Annotated in this window: 18 protein-coding genes; 7 read left to right on the forward strand and 11 right to left on the reverse strand. The window is 34.6% G+C overall.

The window, feature by feature from the left end; translation table 11 throughout:
* Positions 1-22 precede the first annotated feature (22 nt).
* The 4 genes from sufB to sufD all read left to right on the forward strand — a co-directional run bounded on the left by sufB (position 23) and on the right by sufD (position 4257).
* On the forward strand, positions 23-1471 hold the full coding sequence (gene sufB, locus GWR14_RS11775; protein WP_163409218.1) for a Fe-S cluster assembly protein SufB: 1449 nt from the start codon (positions 23-25) through the stop codon (positions 1469-1471).
* Positions 1472-1622: 151 nt separating this feature from the next.
* Positions 1623-2369, forward strand: a complete 747-nt coding sequence (gene sufC, locus GWR14_RS11780; protein WP_163391696.1) for a Fe-S cluster assembly ATPase SufC — start codon at positions 1623-1625, stop codon at positions 2367-2369.
* 85 nt (positions 2370-2454) lie between these two features.
* Positions 2455-2844, forward strand: coding sequence for a four helix bundle protein (locus GWR14_RS11785; RefSeq protein WP_163409219.1), 390 nt, complete (start codon positions 2455-2457; stop codon positions 2842-2844).
* 96 nt (positions 2845-2940) lie between these two features.
* Positions 2941-4257 (forward strand): Fe-S cluster assembly protein SufD, encoded by a 1317-nt coding sequence (gene sufD / locus GWR14_RS11790; RefSeq protein WP_095929604.1) that lies wholly within the window; start codon positions 2941-2943, stop codon positions 4255-4257.
* Between the two features lie 91 nt (positions 4258-4348).
* On the opposite strand, the gene GWR14_RS11795 is transcribed toward sufD, so the two are convergent.
* Positions 4349-5308, reverse strand: coding sequence for an MBL fold metallo-hydrolase (locus tag GWR14_RS11795; protein WP_163409220.1), 960 nt, complete (start codon positions 5306-5308; stop codon positions 4349-4351).
* Between the two features lie 173 nt (positions 5309-5481).
* Here GWR14_RS11795 and amaB point away from each other — a divergent pair, with 173 nt between their 5' ends.
* Positions 5482-7035 (forward strand): L-piperidine-6-carboxylate dehydrogenase, encoded by a 1554-nt coding sequence (amaB, locus tag GWR14_RS11800; RefSeq protein ID WP_163409221.1) that lies wholly within the window; start codon positions 5482-5484, stop codon positions 7033-7035.
* Between the two features lie 76 nt (positions 7036-7111).
* Here the strand turns inward: amaB and GWR14_RS11805 are convergent, their stop codons facing one another.
* From GWR14_RS11805 to GWR14_RS11825, 5 genes are all read right to left on the reverse strand, one after another.
* On the reverse strand, positions 7112-9877 hold the full coding sequence (locus GWR14_RS11805; RefSeq protein WP_163409222.1) for a pectate lyase family protein: 2766 nt from the start codon (positions 9875-9877) through the stop codon (positions 7112-7114).
* 469 nt (positions 9878-10346) lie between these two features.
* Positions 10347-13187, reverse strand: a complete 2841-nt coding sequence (locus GWR14_RS11810; RefSeq protein WP_163409223.1) for a pectate lyase family protein — start codon at positions 13185-13187, stop codon at positions 10347-10349.
* A gap of 444 nt (positions 13188-13631) precedes the next feature.
* On the reverse strand, positions 13632-14165 hold the full coding sequence (locus tag GWR14_RS11815; RefSeq protein ID WP_163409224.1) for a DUF6646 family protein: 534 nt from the start codon (positions 14163-14165) through the stop codon (positions 13632-13634).
* 44 nt (positions 14166-14209) lie between these two features.
* Entirely contained in the window at positions 14210-14935 is a 726-nt protein-coding gene (locus GWR14_RS11820) for a metallophosphoesterase family protein (protein ID WP_163409225.1), read from the reverse strand.
* Positions 14936-15084: 149 nt separating this feature from the next.
* A complete protein-coding gene (locus tag GWR14_RS11825) occupies positions 15085-16281 on the reverse strand; it encodes a C1 family peptidase (protein ID WP_163409226.1) in 1197 nt (398 codons plus the stop codon).
* 238 nt (positions 16282-16519) lie between these two features.
* On the opposite strand from GWR14_RS11825, the gene GWR14_RS11830 reads away from it, so the two are divergent.
* Together GWR14_RS11830 and GWR14_RS11835 are read left to right on the forward strand one after the other, a co-directional pair.
* Complete coding sequence (locus GWR14_RS11830) at positions 16520-17317, forward strand: AraC family transcriptional regulator (protein WP_163409227.1); 798 nt, start codon at positions 16520-16522, stop codon at positions 17315-17317.
* Positions 17318-17395: 78 nt separating this feature from the next.
* Positions 17396-18256, forward strand: a complete 861-nt coding sequence (locus GWR14_RS11835; RefSeq protein WP_163409228.1) for a CPBP family intramembrane glutamic endopeptidase — start codon at positions 17396-17398, stop codon at positions 18254-18256.
* A 154-nt stretch (positions 18257-18410) separates the two neighbouring features.
* Here GWR14_RS11835 and pyk read toward each other — a convergent pair whose 3' ends face one another.
* From pyk to GWR14_RS11860, 5 genes are all read right to left on the reverse strand, one after another.
* Complete coding sequence (gene pyk / locus GWR14_RS11840; RefSeq protein WP_163409229.1) at positions 18411-19844, reverse strand: pyruvate kinase; 1434 nt, start codon at positions 19842-19844, stop codon at positions 18411-18413.
* A gap of 4 nt (positions 19845-19848) precedes the next feature.
* Positions 19849-20337 (reverse strand): IPExxxVDY family protein, encoded by a 489-nt coding sequence (locus GWR14_RS11845; protein WP_163409230.1) that lies wholly within the window; start codon positions 20335-20337, stop codon positions 19849-19851.
* A 124-nt stretch (positions 20338-20461) separates the two neighbouring features.
* Positions 20462-21202, reverse strand: coding sequence for a ribonuclease III (gene rnc / locus GWR14_RS11850; RefSeq protein ID WP_163409231.1), 741 nt, complete (start codon positions 21200-21202; stop codon positions 20462-20464).
* 9 nt (positions 21203-21211) lie between these two features.
* The gene (fabF, locus tag GWR14_RS11855; RefSeq protein ID WP_163409232.1) at positions 21212-22465 is read right to left on the reverse strand and encodes a beta-ketoacyl-ACP synthase II; all 1254 of its coding nucleotides are present in this window, start codon (positions 22463-22465) and stop codon (positions 21212-21214) included.
* A gap of 181 nt (positions 22466-22646) precedes the next feature.
* On the reverse strand, positions 22647-22883 hold the full coding sequence (locus tag GWR14_RS11860; RefSeq protein WP_007137004.1) for an acyl carrier protein: 237 nt from the start codon (positions 22881-22883) through the stop codon (positions 22647-22649).
* Positions 22884-23054 lie beyond the last annotated feature (171 nt).

Raw genomic sequence — 23054 nt, forward strand, 5'->3', positions numbered from 1 at the left:
TAAGACAACATTAAAAAATATAATGAGCAAATACACAGAAGACGATTTAAAGATCGAACTCGAAACCAAGGAATACGAATACGGATTTTATACCAATATAGAATCTGAGACATTCCCTATTGGTTTAAATGAAGAAATTGTAAAAGCTATTTCACTGAAAAAAGAAGAACCTGAATGGATGACCGAATGGCGCATCGAAGCTTTCCGTACCTGGAAAGAAATGATCGAGCCGGAATGGGCAAACGTTAATTACGAAAAACCGGATTTTCAGGCAATTTCTTATTATTCAGCTCCAAAAACGGTAGATCCTAATAAAACTTTGGACGACGTTGATCCTGAACTTTTAGAAATGTACAAAAAGTTAGGAATCTCTGTTGATGAACAAAAAAAGATGAACAATATCGCTATGGATATTGTTGTCGATTCTGTTTCTGTAGCAACGACTTTCAAAAAAACTCTGGCAGAAAAAGGAATTATTTTCTGTCCGATTTCTGAAGCTATCAAAGAACACCCGGAATTGGTTAAAAAATATTTAGGTACAGTTGTTCCTCAGAAAGACAACTTTTATGCTGCATTAAACTCAGCGGTTTTCTCTGACGGAAGTTTCTGTTATATTCCAAAAGGCGTTAAATGTCCTATGGAACTTTCAACGTATTTCAGAATCAATCAGGCAGGAACTGGACAATTCGAAAGAACCCTAGTTATTGCTGATGAAGGAAGTTACGTTTCTTACCTTGAAGGATGTACTGCTCCAAGCCGTGACGAAAATCAATTACACGCTGCTGTTGTTGAGTTAATCGCTTTGGATGATGCTGAAATTAAATATTCTACCGTTCAAAACTGGTTCCCTGGAAATAAAGAAGGAAAGGGTGGAGTCTACAACTTTGTAACTAAAAGAGGTTTATGCGAAACAAATGCTAAAATTTCGTGGACACAGGTTGAAACCGGTTCTGCTGTAACCTGGAAATATCCTTCTTGTGTACTTAAAGGAGATAATTCAGTAGGAGAATTTTATTCTATTGCTGTTACCAATAATTTCCAACAAGCGGATACTGGAACTAAAATGATCCATTTAGGAAAAAATACTAAATCGACTATTATTTCTAAAGGTATCTCTGCAGGAAAATCACAAAATAGCTACCGTGGATTAGTGCAAATTTCACCAAGAGCTGAAAATGCAAGAAACTTTTCTCAATGTGACTCATTGTTAATGGGTAACAATTGTGGTGCACATACTTTCCCTTACATCGAAAGTAAAAATCCATCTGCAAAAATCGAACACGAAGCAACAACAAGTAAAATTGGAGAAGATCAGGTTTTCTATTGCAACCAAAGAGGTATTCCAACTGAAAAAGCGATTGCATTAATCGTAAACGGTTTCAGTAAAGACGTTTTGAACAAACTTCCAATGGAATTTGCTGTTGAAGCACAAAAATTATTAGAGATTTCTTTAGAAGGATCTGTAGGCTAAAAAAGTTTCAGGTTTCAAGTTTTTGATCTGAAACTTACTTTTGCAACCATTTAAAAAGAATTTTATATCATATTAAAATAAAAGATTTTTCAAAGTTTCGTTTTTCAGCATAACTGAAAACCTGAAACTTGAAACTTTAAACAAAAAAAAGATGTTATCAATAAAAAACCTTCACGCCGCAATTGGTGATAAAGAAATCCTTAAGGGAATTAATATAGAAGTTAAAGCTGGCGAAGTTCACGCTATCATGGGGCCAAATGGTTCTGGAAAAAGTACTCTTTCTGCAGTAATTGCAGGAAACGAAAATTATGAAGTTACAGACGGAGAGGTAATTCTTGACGGAGAAGATCTTGGCGATTTAGCTCCAGAAGAAAGAGCACACAAAGGTGTTTTCCTTTCTTTTCAATATCCGGTAGAAATTCCTGGAGTTAGCGTTACTAACTTCATGAAAACAGCTATCAACGAAACTCGTAAAGCAAACGGACAAGAAGAAATGCCAGCTAACGAAATGTTGAAAGTAATTCGTGAGAAATCGGAGTTATTAGAAATCGATCGTAAATTTCTTTCTCGTTCTCTTAATGAAGGTTTTTCCGGAGGAGAGAAAAAAAGAAACGAGATTTTCCAAATGGCAATGTTAGAGCCAAAATTGGCAATCCTTGACGAAACCGATTCTGGTCTTGACATCGATGCTTTAAGAATTGTGGCGAATGGTGTAAACAAATTAAAAAGCGACAAAAACGCTATTATCGTTATCACGCACTACCAACGTTTATTAGATTATATCGTTCCTGATTTCGTTCACGTTCTTTACAACGGAAGAATCGTAAAATCTGGCGGAAAAGAGTTAGCATACGAATTAGAAGAAAAAGGATACGACTGGATTAAAGCAGAGAACTAAATTTTTGTTTCAGGTTTCATGTTTTTTTAGTTTCAAGTTGAGTTACATTTTGTAAGTTTAAACTTAAATTACTTAAACGGAAATTATGGCGACAATAACTCGATTTGAGGATTTAGAAATCTGGAAAGAGGCTCGACGATTAGCAAAAGAAATTCATCTTATTGCAATTCATACAGACTTAAGATCAGATCTCAGATTTAAAAATCAAATAAAAGATTCTTCGGGTTCTGTAATGGATAACATTGCAGAAGGTTTTGAAAGAGATGGAAATTTAGAATTTCGACAATTTTTATCAATTGCAAAAGGCTCAGCCGGAGAAACGAGATCTCAGTTATACCGAGTTTTTGATTTTGAATATATTTCAGAAGAAAAATTCGAAGCTTTAAAAAAGGATTATGAAAATTTAAGTGGCAAAATCAAAAACTTTATCACTTATCTCAATAAAAAAGATTTCAAAGGAAATAAGTTTCAGTAGAAACTTGAAACATTAAACCTGAAACAAAAGAGTAAAAAGGAGTTAAGTTCCAACAGTCAACTTGAAACCTGAAACTCCGAAGGAAACAAAAACAAAATGGATTTAAAAGAAAAATTAGTATCGTCTTTTATGGCTTTTGAGGAGCGTGTCGATGTACATTCGGATTTACATGACATACGCACAAATGCTTTAAAAAACTTCGAAAATAAAGGTTTCCCAACCAAAAAAGAAGAAGCTTGGAAATACACATCGCTAAACGCCATCTTAAAAAATGACTTTACGGTTTTTCCAAAGCAGGAAAATGCAATCGAATTTAATCAGGTAAAAAAATACTTTTTACACGAAATTGATACATACAAATTAGTATTTATCGATGGTGTTTTCAGTTCGCATTTGTCTTCTACAACACACGACGGAATCGATGTTTGCTTAATGTCATCGGCATTAACAAAACCAAAATACAAAATGGTTATTGATACCTACTTTAATCAAATTGCAAGTAAAGATGACAGTTTGACTTCATTGAATACGGCTTTTGCAATTGAAGGTGCTTTTATCAATATTCCAAAGAAAAAAGTAGCGGATAAACCAATTGAGATCATGTATTTCTCAACTGGAAATGAAGCTGCTTTAATGGTTCAGCCAAGAAACTTGGTTATTGTGGGTGAAAATTCACATGTTCAAATTATTGAGCGTCACCAAAGTTTGAATGAAAATCCGGTTTTGACAAACTCTGTTACGGAGATTTTTGCTCAAAAACGTGCGATTGTTGATTATTATAAAATTCAAAATGATAATAGCGAAGCGAATTTAATTGACAACACTTATGTTTCACAACAACAAGAAAGTCACGCTTATGTTCACACTTTCTCTTTTGGCGGAAATTTAACTCGTAACAATTTGAATTTTTATCATTTTGGAGAAAGATTGACAAGCACTTTAAACGGAATTTCAATCCTTAATGATAAACAACACGTTGACCATTATACTTTGGTAAACCACGCACAGCCAAATTGCGAGAGTTTTCAGGATTATAAAGGAATTTTCTCTGATCGTTCGACTGGAGTTTTCAACGGAAAAGTTTTGGTTGAGAAAGAAGCTCAAAAAACAAATGCTTTCCAAAAAAGCAACAATATTTTATTGAGTGATAAAGCTACAATCAACGCAAAACCACAATTAGAAATTTTCGCTGACGATGTAAAATGTTCTCACGGTTGTACTGTTGGACAATTAGATGAAACAGCAATGTTCTACATGCAGTCACGCGGAATCCCGAAAAAAGAAGCTAAAGCTTTATTGATGTACGCATTCTCAAATGCCGTAATCGAAAGCATTAAAATACCAGAATTAAAACAACGAATTACTAAAATCATTGCCATGAAATTGGGAGTGAATTTAGGATTTGATTTGTAAATTCTAATTTTATAAAAATATAAACCGACAAATTTTAGAATTTGTCGGTTTTTTTATAATACATTATTTCAGAGGCACATTCCTCCATCATTTACAACTCAAAACTTTTCCCTTGCTCCGGAAAAATAAATTTCAACCCCAAATCATTCTGAGTTTTCAACTGCTCTTTAATTTTTACAATATTTTTAGCAGGCGGTTTCAAATGCGTAATTACTATTTTAAATCCGTTTAAAGAATTTTTCCTTGCCAGTTTTTCTAATTCGTGAAGTTCATCCATCAAATATTTTGGTGTCAGATGCCCAAATAAAAACTGATCCGGTTGCTCATTTGGGAAAGAAACTTCTATAAAAATGCCTTTTAATTGTTTATTCTGAATTAATGGTGCAATCGCCATCCATAACTCCTTTAAATTATTGCTTTTTTCCACTGCATCCGAACCGGTATCACCAAGATACAAAACATAATCATCATTGTTTCTAATTAAAAAGGCTGTACTTTCATATGGATTTACATGACTTAACGGAAAAGATTTTACCGTCATTTTGGTGTTTGTAATTGCAGTTTCTTCTTTTAGATTTAAAGTCTGAAAATGATAACGCTTAATATGGAAACCAGGTCCTTCATCGCCAAAATTTGCCCAGGTCTGATCATTAAAATAATGGTTTTCCATCATTTCCATACATCTTTTTGTGGCATAAACCGTTTTTGAAGAATCTGCCGGCGAGTTAATTATCAGACCTGAAACATGATCTAAATGGGCGTGTGAAATCAAATATCCTTTAATATATTTTCGCAAAACTTCACTTGCTGAAACCTTGAATACCTTATTCTCAGTAGCTTTTTCTATTCCCGAATTAATGGTTCCGGCATCCAGACAAATGTAATCTTTGGTATTAGAAGGTGCTAATAAATAAGCTGACAGGTTTTTTTCGTCAATCCCACCCTTAACTCCCAAAGGAACAACCTGAAACGCTGATTTTTGAACTTTTTGGGAAAATGAATTGGATGATATTAAAACCAAACAAACCAAAAGCATTTTTGTAATTTTCATACCTAATATTTTTTATGGTTACAAATTTCATGAATTAAGACAAATTTAGCGACTTATAATTGTGAAAATCCTAAAAATTAAAGCTAAATTTACTTTGTTCTCCGATGATAAAATTCAATCTTAAAACAATATCTTTACATTAAAATATCACATTTTAAAATAGAAAAGTTACAATGACAACAATAGCATCTCAATTTGGAATCAATGAAGCCCTGGAAAAACTGGGCATCAAATTTATAAATGAAGGGACATCAACGGGTTTAAATAATTTTTCATCCGGAGAAATTTTGGATAGCTATTCTCCAGTTGATGGAAAATTAATTGCATCTGTAAAAATGTCTACAGCTGAAGATTATGAAAAAGTAATTCAGTCAGCAACAGAAGCTTTTAAAACATTCCGCTTAATTCCTGCACCTCAACGTGGAGAAATTGTACGTCAGTTTGGAGAAAAACTGCGCCAAAACAAAGAAGCTCTTGGTAAATTGGTTTCTTATGAAATGGGCAAATCATTACAGGAGGGCTACGGAGAAGTACAGGAAATGATTGACATTTGTGATTTTGCAGTCGGTTTATCCCGCCAGTTGCACGGATTAACCATGCATTCCGAAAGATCCGGACATCGTATGTATGAGCAATATCATTCGTTAGGAATTGTCGGAATCATTTCTGCCTTTAATTTTCCTGTTGCCGTTTGGTCCTGGAACACAGCCTTAGCATGGATTTGTGGAGATGTTTGTGTCTGGAAACCTTCTGAAAAAACACCTCTTTGCGGAATTGCCTGTCAAAATATAATTGCTCAGGTTATTAAAGAAAATAACTTACCTGAAGGTATTTCATGTCTGATAAACGGTGATTATTCAATTGGCGAATTAATGACTTCAGATTCCCGTATTCCGTTGATTTCTGCAACCGGCTCTACCCGAATGGGAAAAATAGTAGCTCAGGCAGTTGCCGGACGATTAGGCAAATCATTATTGGAACTAGGAGGAAACAACGCCATTATTGTGACTCCTGACGCAGATATTAAAATGACCGTAATCGGTGCAGTTTTTGGCGCAGTTGGAACTGCCGGACAGCGCTGTACCTCAACCCGACGACTGATTATTCACGAAAGTATTTATGATAAAGTAAAAGAAGCATTAATAGCTGCCTATAAACAATTACGTATCGGAAATCCTCTTGATGAAAACAATCATGTTGGGCCGTTAATTGATATTCATGCTGTCGAAATGTATGCAAAAGCTTTAAACAGAGTTGTTGCTGAAGGCGGAACAATTTTAGTTGAAGGTGGCGTACTTTCTGGCGAAGGTTACGAAAGCGGCTGTTATGTAAGACCTGCCATTGCCGAAGCAGAAAACTCTTTTGAAATAGTGCAGCATGAGACCTTTGCACCGGTTTTATACCTGATAAAATATTTAGGAGAAGTTGACAATGCAATCGATTACCAAAATGGTGTAGCACAGGGATTATCATCCGCAATTATGACAAACAACTTGCGCGAAGCTGAAAAGTTTTTATCTGTTACAGGATCTGATTGCGGAATTGCCAATGTAAATATTGGAACTTCAGGAGCAGAAATCGGGGGTGCTTTTGGCGGAGAAAAAGAAACCGGAGGCGGAAGGGAATCTGGCTCTGATGCATGGAAAGTTTATATGAGACGCCAGACTAACACCATTAACTATTCAACTAGTCTGCCATTGGCTCAAGGTATTAAATTTGATTTATAGACACCCCTTTTAATCATAAAAGGCTTCCGAAATCGGAAGCCTTCTACTTTAAAAATAATGGTTAGTTAGTTGGGTATTATTTTTTAATGATGATTTTTGTAGTAACACTACTTCCGGCATGAACCCTAACTAAATAGCTGCCATTGGCAAGATTACCCATATCAATACTGGTATTATTTCCTTCTTGCGAGTTCACCAAAGCGCCTGTCAAATTATAAACTTCTACTTTTTGAATCGCTTTATCTGAATCAATATTCAACTCTCCTGAAACTGGATTCGGGTACAAAGTCAATGATCTAGACTCAACCGTTTCCTCAACTGAGCTATCTGATAAATCTGATGCCATACGTGAAGTTGTATTATATGCTGTACTTATATAATACAAATTTGCAACAGAACCTTTTGTTATGGTATTCGCACCTGCAGGAACCGAAACTGTCACAATTCCTCCAACAGCAGCATAAGAAACGTTGTTAACCTTTATTGTCCCTGTAAAATCAGAATCAAATACCAATGTTAAAGTTGATGCACTTGTTGTAGTATAACTAATTGATGTACTCGTTTCAATTTTTAAACGCGCCGTCAATGTAAGCCCAGCATAGGTTACAGAACCTGCTGTCGAATTCATATTTCCGGTAATAGTGTAAAATGTACTGGTTTTTCCAGAAGTTGTAAAATTATGAATCTGGTTTCCTGCCGATGTTCCCGTCACGGTAATTGTTCCGGATCCTGTAGCAGCCGTTCCTGTTCCTGTTGTAGTGACAGAATACGAAACTGTTGCTGTTGGAGTACCTGAAATAGTAATCGTTTTAGCAGTAGTATTTTTTACAAAAGTAATTCCGGAAGCCGGTAACCCTGTTACGGTTGCATCTGTAGCACTTCCTCCCCAGGTAAAAACAATAGAACCAATAGCAGTACCACTTGTTACTGTTTGATTATTGTTTGTAGTCGAAGTAAGGGTCTGAGCACTTGCCGCTGTAACCGTAATAGTTCCCGATCCTGTTGCTGCAGTTCCTGTCCCACTTGTAGTAATCGAATAGGAAACTGTTGCTGTTGGGGTACCTGAAATAGTAATAGTTTTAGCAGTAGTATTTTTTACAAAAGTAATTCCGGAAGCCGGCAATCCTGTTACTGTAGCATCTGTAGCATCGCCTCCCCAGGTAAAAACAATAGAACTAATAGCAGTACCGCTCGTTACAGTCTGATTATTATTTGTAGTTGAAGTAAGCGTCTGATTGCTTACAACGCTTGTTTCACCTTGTACGGAAACCAATGTTCCTGTATAATTCGTAAGAGCCGATTTTAATGCTGTGATTACAGTAGACGAAGTATCATCAACAGCATTATCAAAAGTCCATTTTAAATCTCCTCCTGAAACACGGCCTGAATACTGTACTACTTTAGTTTGTGCTACCGCAGGCTGATCTATAACCAGATTTTTAACGTATAAAGCAGCATCTGTATCAAAATTATTGTAACTATTTGCTCCGAGTTTTGACTTAATACTACTGCTGATAACCTCACCTCTTGTTGCAGCTTCTATAGCGTCAAACTCAACAGGATAATTGGCCGCATTATATGGAACGTAACGCGTCTGACCACTCATTGTATTATTAAAAGCCTTGATAGTACCTCCGGCTTCACCTGAAAAAGTGCCTTCAGAATCATAAAAAATATCTGTTCCTTGCTTAGAAGTTAACATAGGATATTTACAATTGCGAAAAACATTTCCTTCTACGAATAAAGAAGAACCTAATGTTGATCCCGCACCATATTTTGCATTACCATCATAATAGTTATTATAAATATGTGCAGAATAGTATCTAACCCTTGGATGACGGGAATCTGAATGATCAAACCAGTTATGGTGGTATGTGATATATAATCCCGTTGTAGTACCTTCGCTTAAACCTAAAAGACTTGCTTTTCCATTGTCCCAAAAATGATTATAAGACAATGTAATATACGTTGACGACTTGTTATCTAAAGCACCATCCCCTTTTATCTGGTCTGCATCGCTACCCGCATCTCCATAAAATAAATCGCAATTATGAACCCAGATATGATCGTTATCCTGTTGCATTCCAACATTATCGCCAGCTGTACTATTGCAATTCATGAATCCTAAATTACTAACTTCAATATTCGAAGCTGATTTAAGACGTACTCCCCAGCCATTGGCAACTGCATCATTACCAATACCTTCAAAAGTCACATAACTGGAAGCGTTATTGGCATTTTCGATAACAACATCCCCACCTTCCATTACAGTCATATCAGTAATATTTCCTAAAAGACGAATGATAAACGGACGAGTATCTTTTCCTTTTTTAATCGCATACAAAATGTTTTGAAGCCCAACACAAGGATTTGCACTTGCTCCGGTAATATCCATTGAAATTGTATTTTTGGTGTTTTGCGTGATATAAAGAATCACCGCATTGTCTTTTGGAGTACCATCAGCTTTATAACCTCCCGGAACACGGCCGCCATCAAAAGCAAAACCATTTCGGTCATGTGCTAAAACAGTTAAAGTACCTGTTGCAGTTCCTGTTCCTTCGACACCAGAAATTACGGGCTTAACTTTTACAGTATAAGTTCCTGCCTTAAGTCCCTGAATATCCGCACGATAATAAGAACCATAACTGCGAATTAACTGATTGTCAATTTTTTTGTCTGTAAAACCGTTTCCGGTATAATAGACATTGTAAGTCTGGGCATTACTGACAGGCTGCCATTTTACAAAAGCAGATTCGAGCCAGCCGACCGCCTCATTAATTTGCTGCGACCATGTTTGCATTGAAGCAAACAAAATAGTCAAAAAAAATAATTTGTTTTTCATTCTAGTGGTTTTGGTTTAATTGATAGTTTAATAAAGTGGTTTGTTTTGTACGAATACAAATATTAAAATGTAATCGATTACGCAAAAATATACAAAATTTAAGTATTCATAATATTTTAGTATTAAAAAAACACATTAAATAAAAAAATAGCTTTTTAAATAATCAAAATGTAATTTGTTGCATTAAATGTAATAAATTACACACATTAAAAAAGCCTTATTTTATACAGCCTCATAAACTCCTTAAACTGGAAGTTTAAAAAAAATTAACTTAAAATAGTTATTTTGTTTTATAAAATTTAATTTGTCTGACACATAAAATAAAGAAAGAAAAAACCTACTATTTTATAGATAGAAAAGTAAAATCAAACTAAAACATCCTTTAAAATTTCCCTTAAAAGCAAAATTCAATATAAAACACAAAAAAAAGGCTCCCAAAATTGGAAGCCCTTTCAATAAACAATTTCAATTACTTTTTGACAATCTTTTTAGTAATAACTCCTTGATCAGTAGTCACTTTTACCACATAATTTCCTGAAGCAAGATCGCTAACATCAACTGATTCAACCTCATTTGAAATATTTTTCACCACCGCTCCGGTTAAACTGTAAATCATTACATTTTCTATCTTTTGATCTTCAGAAGATATATATAATTGATCTGAAACAGGGTTTGGATATATAGCTAATTTTGAAACCTGAACATTATCACCCAAACCTAATGTAGCGTATGTCGTCTTAATATAAAATAAATTTGCAACATCACCTTTTTTTATTATATGCGAACCCGCTGGCAGTGAAGGAATCGTAACTATTCCGCCTACAGCAGTATAATTTACATCATCAACTTTTACCTTTTTAACAAAATCTGCATCAAAAACCAATGTCAGTGTTGATATAGCAGTTGTTTTATAAGTTATTGATGTTTCCGTCTCTAATTTTAGACGAGCAGTTAATGACAATCCATCATAATTTTGAGTTCCAGCAGTAGAATTCATATTTCCACTGATAGTATAGAATGAACTTGATGTAGGAGTTGGTGTTGCTCTAGAAAAATCATGTATTTCGCTTCCAGAAACCACAGCATTAACAACAATTGTTCCCGATACTGCAACCGGAGTTCCCACACTGCCCGAAGTAGTTACAGTAAAAGTAACCGAACCTGTAGCTGTTGGCGTACCCGAAATTGTAATTGTTTTTGCTCCTGTATCCTTTACTGAACCAAGACCAGCAGGCAATGCACCAACTTCAGCATCTTCAGCATCACCGCTCCAGGTTAATACAATTGGAGCTATTGCCGCACCCAAAGTTATTGTCTGACTATTATTATTACTAGTTGACGTAAGCACCTGACTGCTTGGAGGCAGCATAGTGATTGTTCCGGAATCTGAAGCAGAAGTCCCTGCACTTCCTGTAGTAGTAACCGTATACTCCATAGTTTCAGTAGGTACCCCGGAAAGAGTTAATGTTTTAGCAGTAGTATTTTTTGCAGCAGTGATTCCATTTGGCAATCCTGTTACAGAAGCATCTGTAGCATCACCACCCCAAGTAAATACAATATTACTAATTGCAGCACCACTAGATACGGTTTGATTATTATTATTTGTAGTTGCTATCAATGTTTGATTTCCTGGCGCCGCTGTTTCTCCCTGTACAGCAACCATTGTTGAAACATAATTCGTAAGTGAAGTCTTCAATGCTGCAATAACAAGGTACGAAGTGTCATCTGTTGAATTATTAAAAGTCCATTTTAAATCTCCTCCGGAAATACGACCTGCGTATTGCACAACCTTAGCTTTAGCATCAACAGGAGAGTCTATTACCAGATTTTTTACATACAATGCAGCATCGGTATCAAAATTATTATATGTATTTCCTCCTGATTTTGAAGTTACCGTAGCCGGAACAATCTCATCTCGGGCTGTAGCCAAATAAGCATCAAAATCAGATGTAGAACTAATTTTTCCCGCAATATTATACAAGGGATTAGTATCTCCATAAGCTACAAAACGCATGCTATTAGTTGCTATATCCGCATCAAATGTATTATTAAAAGCCTTAATAGTCCCTCCTGCTTCATTAGAAAATGTTCCCTGATTAGCAGCATCATTTGCCTGCTTACTACTACTCCATATATCAGTACCCTGCAAAGAAGTCATCATTGGATTCTTACTATTTCGAAAATAATTACCTTCTACAAATAAAGAAGACCCCATGGTTGATCCCGCACCATATTTAGCGTTTCCATCATAATAATTATTGTAAATATGTGCAGAATAATAACGAACACGTGGATGACGGGAATCTGAATGATCAAACCAGTTGTGATGATACGTAATATATAATCCAGAAGTCGTTCCTTCACTTAACCCCAAAAGACTTGCTTTACCATTATCCCAAAAATGATTATAAGACAATGTGATATAAGTTGAGTTTTTATTATCCAATGCCCCATCACCTTTTATTTGGTCAGCATCACTACCGGCATTTCCATAAAACAAATCATTATTATGCACCCAAATATGATCGTTATCCTGCTGCATACCGATATTATCACCAGCTGTACTGTTGCAATTCATAAAACCAAGATTACTAACCTCAATATTAGATGCAGATTTAAGACGAACTCCCATTCCGTTTACAACAGCATCATTTCCTACTCCTTCTAATGTAAGATAACTATTTGCATTGTTATTATTTTCAATAGTAATATCACCACCTTCCATTACAGTCATATCAGTAATATTACCAATCAAACGAATAATAAATGGACGGGTATCATATCCTTTTTTAATACCATATAAAATATTTTGCAGTCCAACATAATTAGTAACTGCACCTTTACTGCTTGTAACAATGTTGTAAGCAATCGTGTTTTTTGTGTTTTGAGTGATATACAAAATAACAGCTCCTGTCTTAGGTGTACCATCAGCCTTATATCCTCCCGGAACCCGGCCACCATCAAAAGCAAAACCATTTCGGTCATGAGCAACAACAGTTAAAACTGATGTTGTTGTACCAACACCTTCAACGCTTGCTGTAACCGGTTTCACAGTCAAAGTGTAGCTACCTGCTGCAATACCAGGTACATCAGCACGGAAATAAGTCCCATAACTACGAATCAGCTGTTCATCAATTTTTTTGTTTGTCTCTCCTCCGCCAGTATAATAAACGTTATAACTGTCAGCTCCCGCTACCGGAGACCATTCTACAAAAGCAGACTCAAGCCATCCTGAAGATTTTGTGATAGTTTGTGCCCCAACGTTCGCTGAAATAAACAGCAAAGCCATGTAAAGTAAAATTCTTTTCATAAATGTGGTTTAAGTAAATGATAGTTTAGTTTAAGTCATCGAAAAAATTAAAATAAAATGTAATCGATTACACGAAAGTAAATATTTTTCCTTAATCAAAAAAAAATTTAGAAAAAAAATACACATAATAAAAAAAATAACCGTTTTTAATATACATAATACAACTAAAACGTTATAGTTCAAAAAACTTCTAAGAACCCATAAACATTGGCTTTTTAGGAAATAGTTCTTTTATATTCTAAAAATTTGACTGAAAAAACAAACAAACCCAAACGACAGGAATATTCCTATTTTTTAGAAAAAGTAATATCATGAAAATTCTATTTAAGACTATTTGCACTTTATAGATTTTCAGAAACAAAAAAGATTTCAGTTAGATTTAAACAAAAAAAACGGCGGTTTGAATTGCAAACCGCCGCTTCATATTTTTTATTTTAAAACTCCTTATAAACTAAAAGAAGCACCAAGACTAAACGTAAACTGATTATTTAAATGATGAAACATTTTGTCGTTATCACTATATTTTGCAATAGGAAACCCAAGCTCAGTAAATACTCCGAAACCTTCTGTAAAAAGATAACGACCTCCCACATGTCCGCCGAAGTTTTTAAGTCCAAGACTTAAACCAGGGTAAATATCCAATTTTTCATCAATATCAAATACATTTCCTATGTTAGCATTGATTCTGAATTTAGCATCAAAACGATCTTCAAAATCTGGTTTTACATTATGATATTCAGTTGTTCCTCCATTATAAAAACCTGAAAATTCACTTACCCCCAACAAATAAGTAGCCACAAAACCGTAAGAGAAATTTTCTGCCAGACCAAAGTCAACAGAACTCTGAATTCCAGATCCACCATCCTGTATATTCGCTCCGATATTAACTTTGATATCACCTTTTCCTTTAAAAGCCTGCTGTGCATGTGTACTAATGCCAGATAATCCTAGAAATAATAATGCAATAATTTTTCTCATAAAATTTAAATATTTTTTAAAGTGCAAAAATAAATTTTTACAGCTTAATTCCTGCCTCTTTCATTAAAATACAATTCATTCAATGGTTCACTTTGCCAGAATTCTTTCGTATCGACATTCATTATAGTCAAAGGTCCTTTAAAGGCTGCTCCTGTATCAATATTCCAGACACACGCCCTGTTTATCGGAACCGTTTCACCAATTCGACTAACAGGTGTATGCCCAATATAAATTTCTCTGTACAATGTAAATCGTTTAGGATAATACAGGTCTTTTTCTTTCAAATCAGGATTCAATGAAAGTGCAGTTTCCCATAAGGTTCTGTCCCAATAGAAGGATTTAGAGAAATATTCATACTCAACACCGTTCAAATTAGTAAAACCTGCATGTACAAATAAGCGATTTTGTTCGTCGAGATAATAATCCTGAAGTGATTCCAAAAATTTTATATGGACTTGTTTTTGCTCATCATTCAACTGTTCATAAGCCAAAACAGTTGCCTCACCGCCATGTTGATACCAAAGTTCATTGTTTTTTGCATTTTTAAGCCATTCTAATAACAATTCATCATGGTTTCCTCTTATACAGATACATTTTTGCCTGCCCTGAAGATGAATCAGATAATCAATTACCTGAGGCGACTGACTCCAGCCGTCTACATAATCGCCAAGAAATATTAAAGTGTCTTTTTCGGTAACTTCTGCTTTTTTCATCACTTGTTCAAGGGCGAGTAAACCACCATGAACGTCGCCTATAACAAATGTTCTCATCTAAAATTATTTAATTCGGAATTTACAAAAATATACAAAATGATCTGTGTATGGTAATTATTTTATCTCAATAAAAAGAAATCCCGACAACCTCAAAACACATTGTTTATAAGCGCTGTCGGGATTAATACTTTAAAAAACAAACGAAATTATACGCCTAGTTTTTTGGCAATTTCAGAAGGAATCCCTCCTTTGTTTACCATTAAAGCTGTCGTTTTATATTTTACGAAATTTTTAGTCACAAACAAGAAACCTTTGTAGTCATTTGTTTCTCCCCATGAATTTTTTACGATATAATATTCTTTTCCTGTTTGGTCTTTTGCCAGACCAATAATATGCATTCCATGGTCATCGGTAGTCTGATAGTTATCAAAAGCTGCCTGACGCATTTCAGCAGTAATTTCAGGCTCTGCTTTTGGCCCGTTAAACATATCTGCTTTTTCTTCGGCTGTCATATCATCGTATTTTTTAGACGAAACATATGCAACACCATTTTTCCAGCTAAAACTTTTTTCACTAACATCTGTTGCCCATGCCACTGTATAGCCTTTTTTTAAAGCATTATCAATAACATCTGTCATATCATTTACTTTTACATTATAAACCTGATCAAATGACCAGTTATCAGGCACGGCTAATAATGTTTTTTGATAATACGGAGCAGTAGTAAAAGATGACATTTCTACATATTCATCAGGATTGATCCCAACTACTTCTTTGGCAAAACTCTGCGGAGTATAATTTTTTCCTTTATAAGCAAAATTATCCGGAACTTTCCCTAAATATGAATCAATAACAGAAGCATATGCTTTTTCCCAGCTTGGAGTCAATTCTCCATTTGGATTTTTAACAACCGCTGTCAATACTCCTTCGATAATTGCTGCCATTTCAGCAAATTTATTTTTATCTGTTCCATAATTCAATCCTGTATAAACTTCTCTCGGAACAGTACCGTATTTTTTATACATATTAATTACATCATGCAAAGATCCTCCATCACCCAACGTAACAGCGCCGTGCATTCGTACATAATTTTTTCCTTTTTCCACATATACGTTTCTAGCAGAAAAAATCTGAGACAGCTCAACCGGCTGTTTTCCTAAACGAATCATTTCGGATTCTAAAAAGGAATTGGTCGAATAACTCCAGCATGTTCCTGAAGAGCCTTGTACTTTTACCGAAGTAGTCCCTAAATTAATTACTTCAGTGAATTTAAAATTTTCTTTGCTTTTATCACTTGCATTAAGCTTTAGTGAATTTACTAAAATGTCTTGTGCGAAACCCCCACTGACACCTGCCAAAAAAACAGACGCAGCAAAAATTGATTTCATTGTAATTTTATACATAATCAATGATTTAATAGTTACCTAATTAGTAACTCTTATTTTATTTTTGTTACAAATCAATTAAATAATAAGTAAAAAAACTATTATTTTTGAGTTAATTTTTATACAATGTTTTTATTAAGCATCCGAACCTTACAAATACTTCAAAAAGCAATTAATATTTTGAAAGTGTGTGTGTTTTATTTTAATTTTCTAATAAATAATATTTTTAGTCCATATAGCACCTAATAGCCCAAAAATGTACGAACTCGAAAAGGAGAAATATTTAGGCAACACCAAAAACATCTTTAACACCACACAAGGTATTGCAGTAGTTGAAACTGAGTATCAAAATAAGGTATACGAAGGCTGGCATTCACACAATAATGCACACATTACGCTTTTCCTGAAAGGTGGAACAACAGAAAAACGAAAAAACTTTAGTGAAACTGTTGGAGCAGGTTCATTATTGTTTTATCACAGTAACGAATTGCATTTGAACCAGAATACGCTTTTTCCATCGAAAAACATCAATATCGAAATTGAAGAAAACCTCCTGAGAGAACTTCAAATCAACGAAGCGATAATCGAAAAATCAGTTAAAAATACTGCGCTCACAAAATTTCTGATCCTTAAAATATTCAAAGAAACGCTTAACGCAGATACCTTTTCGAGCGATAATATAACGATGCTTTTTTCTCAATTATCCCAAACACATCATCATTTGGAACGATTTGAAAAGAGCCCGTATTGGGTAAAAAGTTTAAACGAATTATTGAATGACTGCTGGAATGAAAATCCAAATCTGAAAGATCTGGCAAAGGTTTTACAACTAAATCCTATTACAATATCCAAACACTTTCCTAAATATTTTGGCTGCACTCTTGGCGAATATATGCGCCGTATCAAAATAAACCGATCAATTTCACTCATACAATCAAACCAGACCAATCTAACCGAAATTAGTCTCGAATGCGGTTTTGCAGATCAAAGTCACTTTATCAGGACTTTCAAAAATCAAACCGGATTTTTACCCAAACAATTTCAAAAATTATAAGTAAGGCAAATTTCATTCTATTTTTTGGTTTTGCAGCAATATACTTTTGCTTCAAATTAATACTTAAACCTAATCTAAATGAAAGCCCTTACTACAAAACAAAAAATATTTAAATCACCAATAACCAAGATGATTCTTGCCTTACTTGTTTTTATGGCAGTTGTTATAATCGGACAGCAAATTGCCTCAAGATTACTGACATTAACACCACTTGACAAAGATTACAGAAATCTTCTCAAAGGGCTTTTGGTTTCATCAGCCTGCGTTTTCAGCTATATTTTGTTTTTTAAAAAGTATGATAAAAGGACCATAACTGAATTTGCCACAAAAGGAATTGTCAAAAATATATCTTTGGGCATTCTAATAAGTGTTATTCTACAATCACTTACCATTTTCGTAATGTATTTAAATGGAAGTTACAGCATCGTGAATACCAATCCTGTTTCGTTCGTCCTGATTCCGTTTGCGATTATGTTTACAGTTGCAATTATAGAAGAAATATTGGTTCGCGGAATTATATTCAGGATTTTGGAAGAAAAACTGGGAAGCTATATTTCGCTTACCATTTCATCAGTCCTGTTTGGTGTTTTTCACCTGGCAAATCCTCACGGCACTTTACTGTCATCAATATGCATAATCATGGCAGGATTTTTATTTGGAGCTGCTTTTATTTACAGCCGTAATTTATGGCTTCCAATTGCTTTACACTTTGCCTGGAACTTTACACAGTCGGGAATCTTTGGTGCCATTACATCAGGAAACGAAAAAACAAACAGCTTATTTGAGGCCAAAATACAAGGCCCGGAAATTATTACCGGCGGAGAGTTTGGTCCTGAAGGATCTATTCAGGCTATTGTTTTCTGTGCACTTGCAACAATTTTATTCTTAATTTTAATTCATAAGCAAAACAAAATTATTAAACCGCACTGGAAAAGATAGTGCTTTTATGTTCATAAATTACATCAGAATTCCCGATCAATTTTATTTGTCGGGAATTTTTATTTGATTACTCATAATCCTTTTCATAAGAATTGAAACAAAAAAATCCACCCGATATTCCGGATGGATTTTTAAATATGTGCTTTATAAAAAACTATTCTATTTCAGAAACTCTCATGGTATTCACCATTCCTTTATCTTTAATTGGCATTGCAGCAAGGTTAATTAAGTAATCTCCTTTTTTAGCATACCCTTTTTGAATTGCAATTTGATTTACATCTGTAACAGTATCATCTGTACTTTCTTCGTTATCATAGAAAAAAGATTTAACTCCCCATAATAAATTTAACTGAGTTAAAATTCTTCTGTTTGAAGTAAACACTAAAATATGTGCAGAAGATGGTCTCCATGCTGAAATCTGAAAAGCTGTATAACCACTATTTGTCAAGGTACAAATTGCTTTAGCCTCTATTTCATTAGCTAATAAAGCTGCCTGATGACAAACTGTTTTAGTAACAAAACGTTTTGTTTTAATTTGTGGCGTATTTTGTGGAACCTGAATAAGCGGAGAATCCTCAACAGCCTCACAAATTTGAGTCATTCTCTGGATTACCTGTACCGGATAATTTCCTGTAGCTGTTTCTCCGGACAACATTACAGCATCAGCTCCATCCATTACAGAGTTTGCAACGTCATTAACTTCTGCTCTTGTTGGAGTCAAGCTTGTAATCATTGTTTCCATCATTTGTGTAGCAACGATTACAGGAATTCTAGCTGTTTTAGCTCTGCGAATTAGATCTTTCTGAACCAATGGCACTTCATGAGCAGGAAGTTCAACTCCTAAATCTCCACGAGCAACCATTAAACCATCGCAATATGCTACAATTTTATCCATGTTCTCAAGAGCTTCCGGCATTTCAATTTTAGCAACGATTGGAATTTTATATTCTGAATGTTTAGCGATTAATTCCTGTAAATCCTGTAAATCACGTGGAGTTTTCACAAATGAAAGTGCGATCCAGTCTACTTTTTGCTCAATTGCAAAAATTGCATCAGCAATATCTTTTTCAGTTAAAGCAGGTAAAGAAATTTTTGTATTTGGAAGATTAACTCCTTTTTTAGATTTTAATTCACCACCCTGAATAACCTTGGCAACAACTTCAGTCTTTTTATCTGTAGAAACGATTTCAAAAATAAGCTTACCGTCATCAAGCAAAATGCGCTCTCCCGGATTAACATCATTTGGGAAATTCTGATATTTCATAAACACTCTCTGAGCATTTCCTATAATATCTTCAGCAGTTGTAAAAGTAATAATGTCACCATCATTAACAACTGTTCCTTCTTCCATCACACCAACTCTGAGCTTTGGCCCTTGTAAATCCCCAAGGATTGCAGTTGTATATCCAAATTCTTCGTTTAGTCCTCTAATAATATTTATCTTCTCTTTTACTCCTTCATAGTCAGCATGCGAAAAATTGATTCTAAACACATTAACCCCTGCTTCGATCATATCCTTGATGATCTCTCTCGTACTACATGCAGGTCCAAGTGTAGCTACAATTTTAGTTTTTTTGTTTGTTAGCATTTCTTTAAAAAATTAAATTGTTTTTTGATTTTATTTTGTTCGTATCCACAGCATAAATAGCCGCAATACTCTCAATTGTATTTAGCTTTTGCTGTATCTCTGAAAAATCTATAGCCTCATCGCTATTGTCAATTTTCAGGAAAAAATCTACTTTTTTGAATTCAGGAAGTAAATGAATTGTTGTTGAAAACTCACTTTTTTCATTGGAAAACAAATTCTGAAAATCACCCGTACTCACTGAAATGATTTCATTTTTATTCTGAATCAGGTTCCATGAAAGGGCTTTATCGGTATCATAATAATAAAATCTGGAAAAATTTGCCTCACCATTCTTAGTCTGAGCATGAATCTCGTTTTTGCTCTTACTTAAGTTGACCGGAAGTTTTTTATTGATAAAATAGGCCAATCGATAGTCCTCCAGGGAAGTATGAATTGCCATTAAATAATAATCAATTTCGTCAAATTCGTCTAAATCCAATCTATGAACAGCCATATCATGAAATATCAAGTTGTAAATATACTATTTCTATCGTAGCGGAAATAGTTAAGAACGGCATGTTTTTGTTAATTTATAAACTAAAACGTTATAGCATTACTGGTATCACAGCATTTTTGTGTTATTTCTTCGCCATTTTTTCCTGAAATGCGAAATAAGCCCGCTGCGATGCTTTCTCTTCTGCTTTCTTTTTTGAAGTTGCTCTTGCCCTTGCCACAATTTTGTCATCGATGCTCAGTTTAACGCCAAATAATCGTTGTCCGTCAATCCCGTTATCTTCAAAAATATCGTAATGAAAAATTTTCTTTTCTTTCTGACACCATTCAATAACCAAACTTTTATAACTAATTACTTTTCCTTCAAGACGTGCAATATCAACATAAGGAATAATCACCCTGGTATGAATAAATTTTTCACAAAAAGAATATCCCCGGTCTAAGTAAATAGCACCTATGAGTGCTTCGAAAATGTTTCCGTGTATATTTTCCCCAAAATGCTGAACCGGCACCTTGCTTTCAACAAACCGGACTAAATTTAAATCTTTACCTAGTTCGTTCAGGTGTTCCCTACTCACAATTTTAGAACGCATTTTTGTCAAATAACCCTCATCTCCGTTTGGAGCTTCATTATATAAATGTGCAGCAATCACAGAACTCAACATAGCATCCCCTAAAAACTCCAATCTCTCATAATTAACCGGATTTCCAAATTTATCCTGTTTATTAGAAGATCTGTGTGTAAATGCTTTCTTGTAAAATTCCAGCGAAATAGGCTCAAAACCAAGAATTTTCTGAATATCATCAAAAAAAATCCCGCCTTCATGAGAACGGGATTTTTTAAATATTTTTTTGATAATATTCATATACAGAAATTAGTCAACTAATTTTTTAAACAATACACAAGCATTATGACCTCCAAAACCAAATGTATTACTCATAGCAACATTTACTTCTCTTTTCTGAGGTTTATTTAAAGTGAGGTTTAGTGACGGATCAATGTTTTCATCCACAACACTATGATTAATTGTTGGAGGAACAATACTGTTCTGCATGGCTAAAATTGAAGCAATTGCCTCAATAGCTCCTGCAGCACCAAGTAAATGTCCTGTCATAGATTTTGTCGAATTGATATTGATGGTTTTTGCATGATCTCCAAAAACAGCACTGATTGCTTTTAGCTCAGCTACGTCTCCAAGAGGAGTAGAAGTTCCATGAGTATTGATATGGTCTACATCTTCAGGATTCATTCCGGCATCTCTTAACGTATTTTGCATTACTGCAATAACTCCAATTCCTTCCGGATGCGGCGCGGTTAAATGGTAAGCATCAGATGACATTCCGCCTCCTCCAATTTCACAATAGATTTTTGCACCCCTTGCTTTAGCGTGTTCATACTCTTCAAGAACCAGAGCTCCTGCTCCTTCACCTAAAACAAAACCATCTCTGGTTGCGTCAAAAGGTCTTGAAGCTGTTTCCGGGCTTTCATTTCTTGTAGATAATGCGTGCATTGAACTGAAACCTCCCATACCTGCAATTGTAACAGCGGCTTCAGAACCTCCAGATACAATTACATCACACATTCCTAAACGAATATAATTAAAAGCATCAATTAAAGCATTAGCAGAAGAAGCACAAGCTGAAACTGTAGTATAATTAGGTCCCATATAACCATTACGCATTGAAATATGAGCAGGTGCGATATCTGCAATCATTTTAGGGATAAAGAAAGGATTGAATTTTGGCGTTCCATCTCCTTTTGCATAATACATTACTTCATCCTGAAAAGTTTCTAAACCTCCGATTCCGGCTCCCCAGATAACACCAACTCTTTGTTTGTTAACATTATCATTTGTAATTCCGGCATCTTTAATAGCTTCATCACTGGCTGCAATTGCATACTGAGCAAATTTATCAAGTCTACGTGCTTCCTTTCGGTCCATGTAATCTTCGATATTGAAGTTTTTTACTTCGCAGGCAAACTTGGTTTTATGTTTCTCTGTATCGTAATACGTTATTGGGGCAGCACCGCTAACTCCATTAATAAGTGCATCCCAATACTCCTGGATATTGTTTCCGATAGGGGTAAGAGCACCTAATCCTGTAACAACAACTCGCTTTAATGCCATAAAAATGTATTTTGTATCTTTAAACAAATAAAACCCACGCTTTCTTAACTGTATGTTCTACTTAAGAGCCATGGGCATTACAATATATACTATATCTTTTGATTGAAAACCAATCGAAATTTAAATTTTATAAATAATAACACCCGATTTCTAAAGTAAATCAGAATCGGGTGTGATATTATTATTTTTTAGCTTCCTCGATATAAGAAATAGCTTGACCAACAGTAGCAATGTTTTCTGCTTGATCGTCTGGAATCTGAATATCAAATTCTTTTTCGAATTCCATAATAAGCTCAACAGTGTCTAATGAGTCAGCTCCTAAATCATTAGTGAAGCTTGCTTCTGTTACAACTTCGTTTTCGTCAACACCTAATTTGTCTACGATAATCGCTTTTACTCTTGATGCAATGTCTGACATAATCTTTAATTTTAGAATTTAATTTGTTGGCAAAAATAAAAAACTTTATTTTAAAACAACTATTTAGTTAATAAATGTGTTACTAATTTATAAAATTAATTTCAAGAAAGGTCTTTCAATACTATTTATTTTGATTTTTTATTCCGTTTTTTGCATTCTCAAAATAAATTA

It is taken from the genome of Flavobacterium ajazii, assembly GCF_010614725.1.
Classification (GTDB): domain Bacteria; phylum Bacteroidota; class Bacteroidia; order Flavobacteriales; family Flavobacteriaceae; genus Flavobacterium; species Flavobacterium ajazii.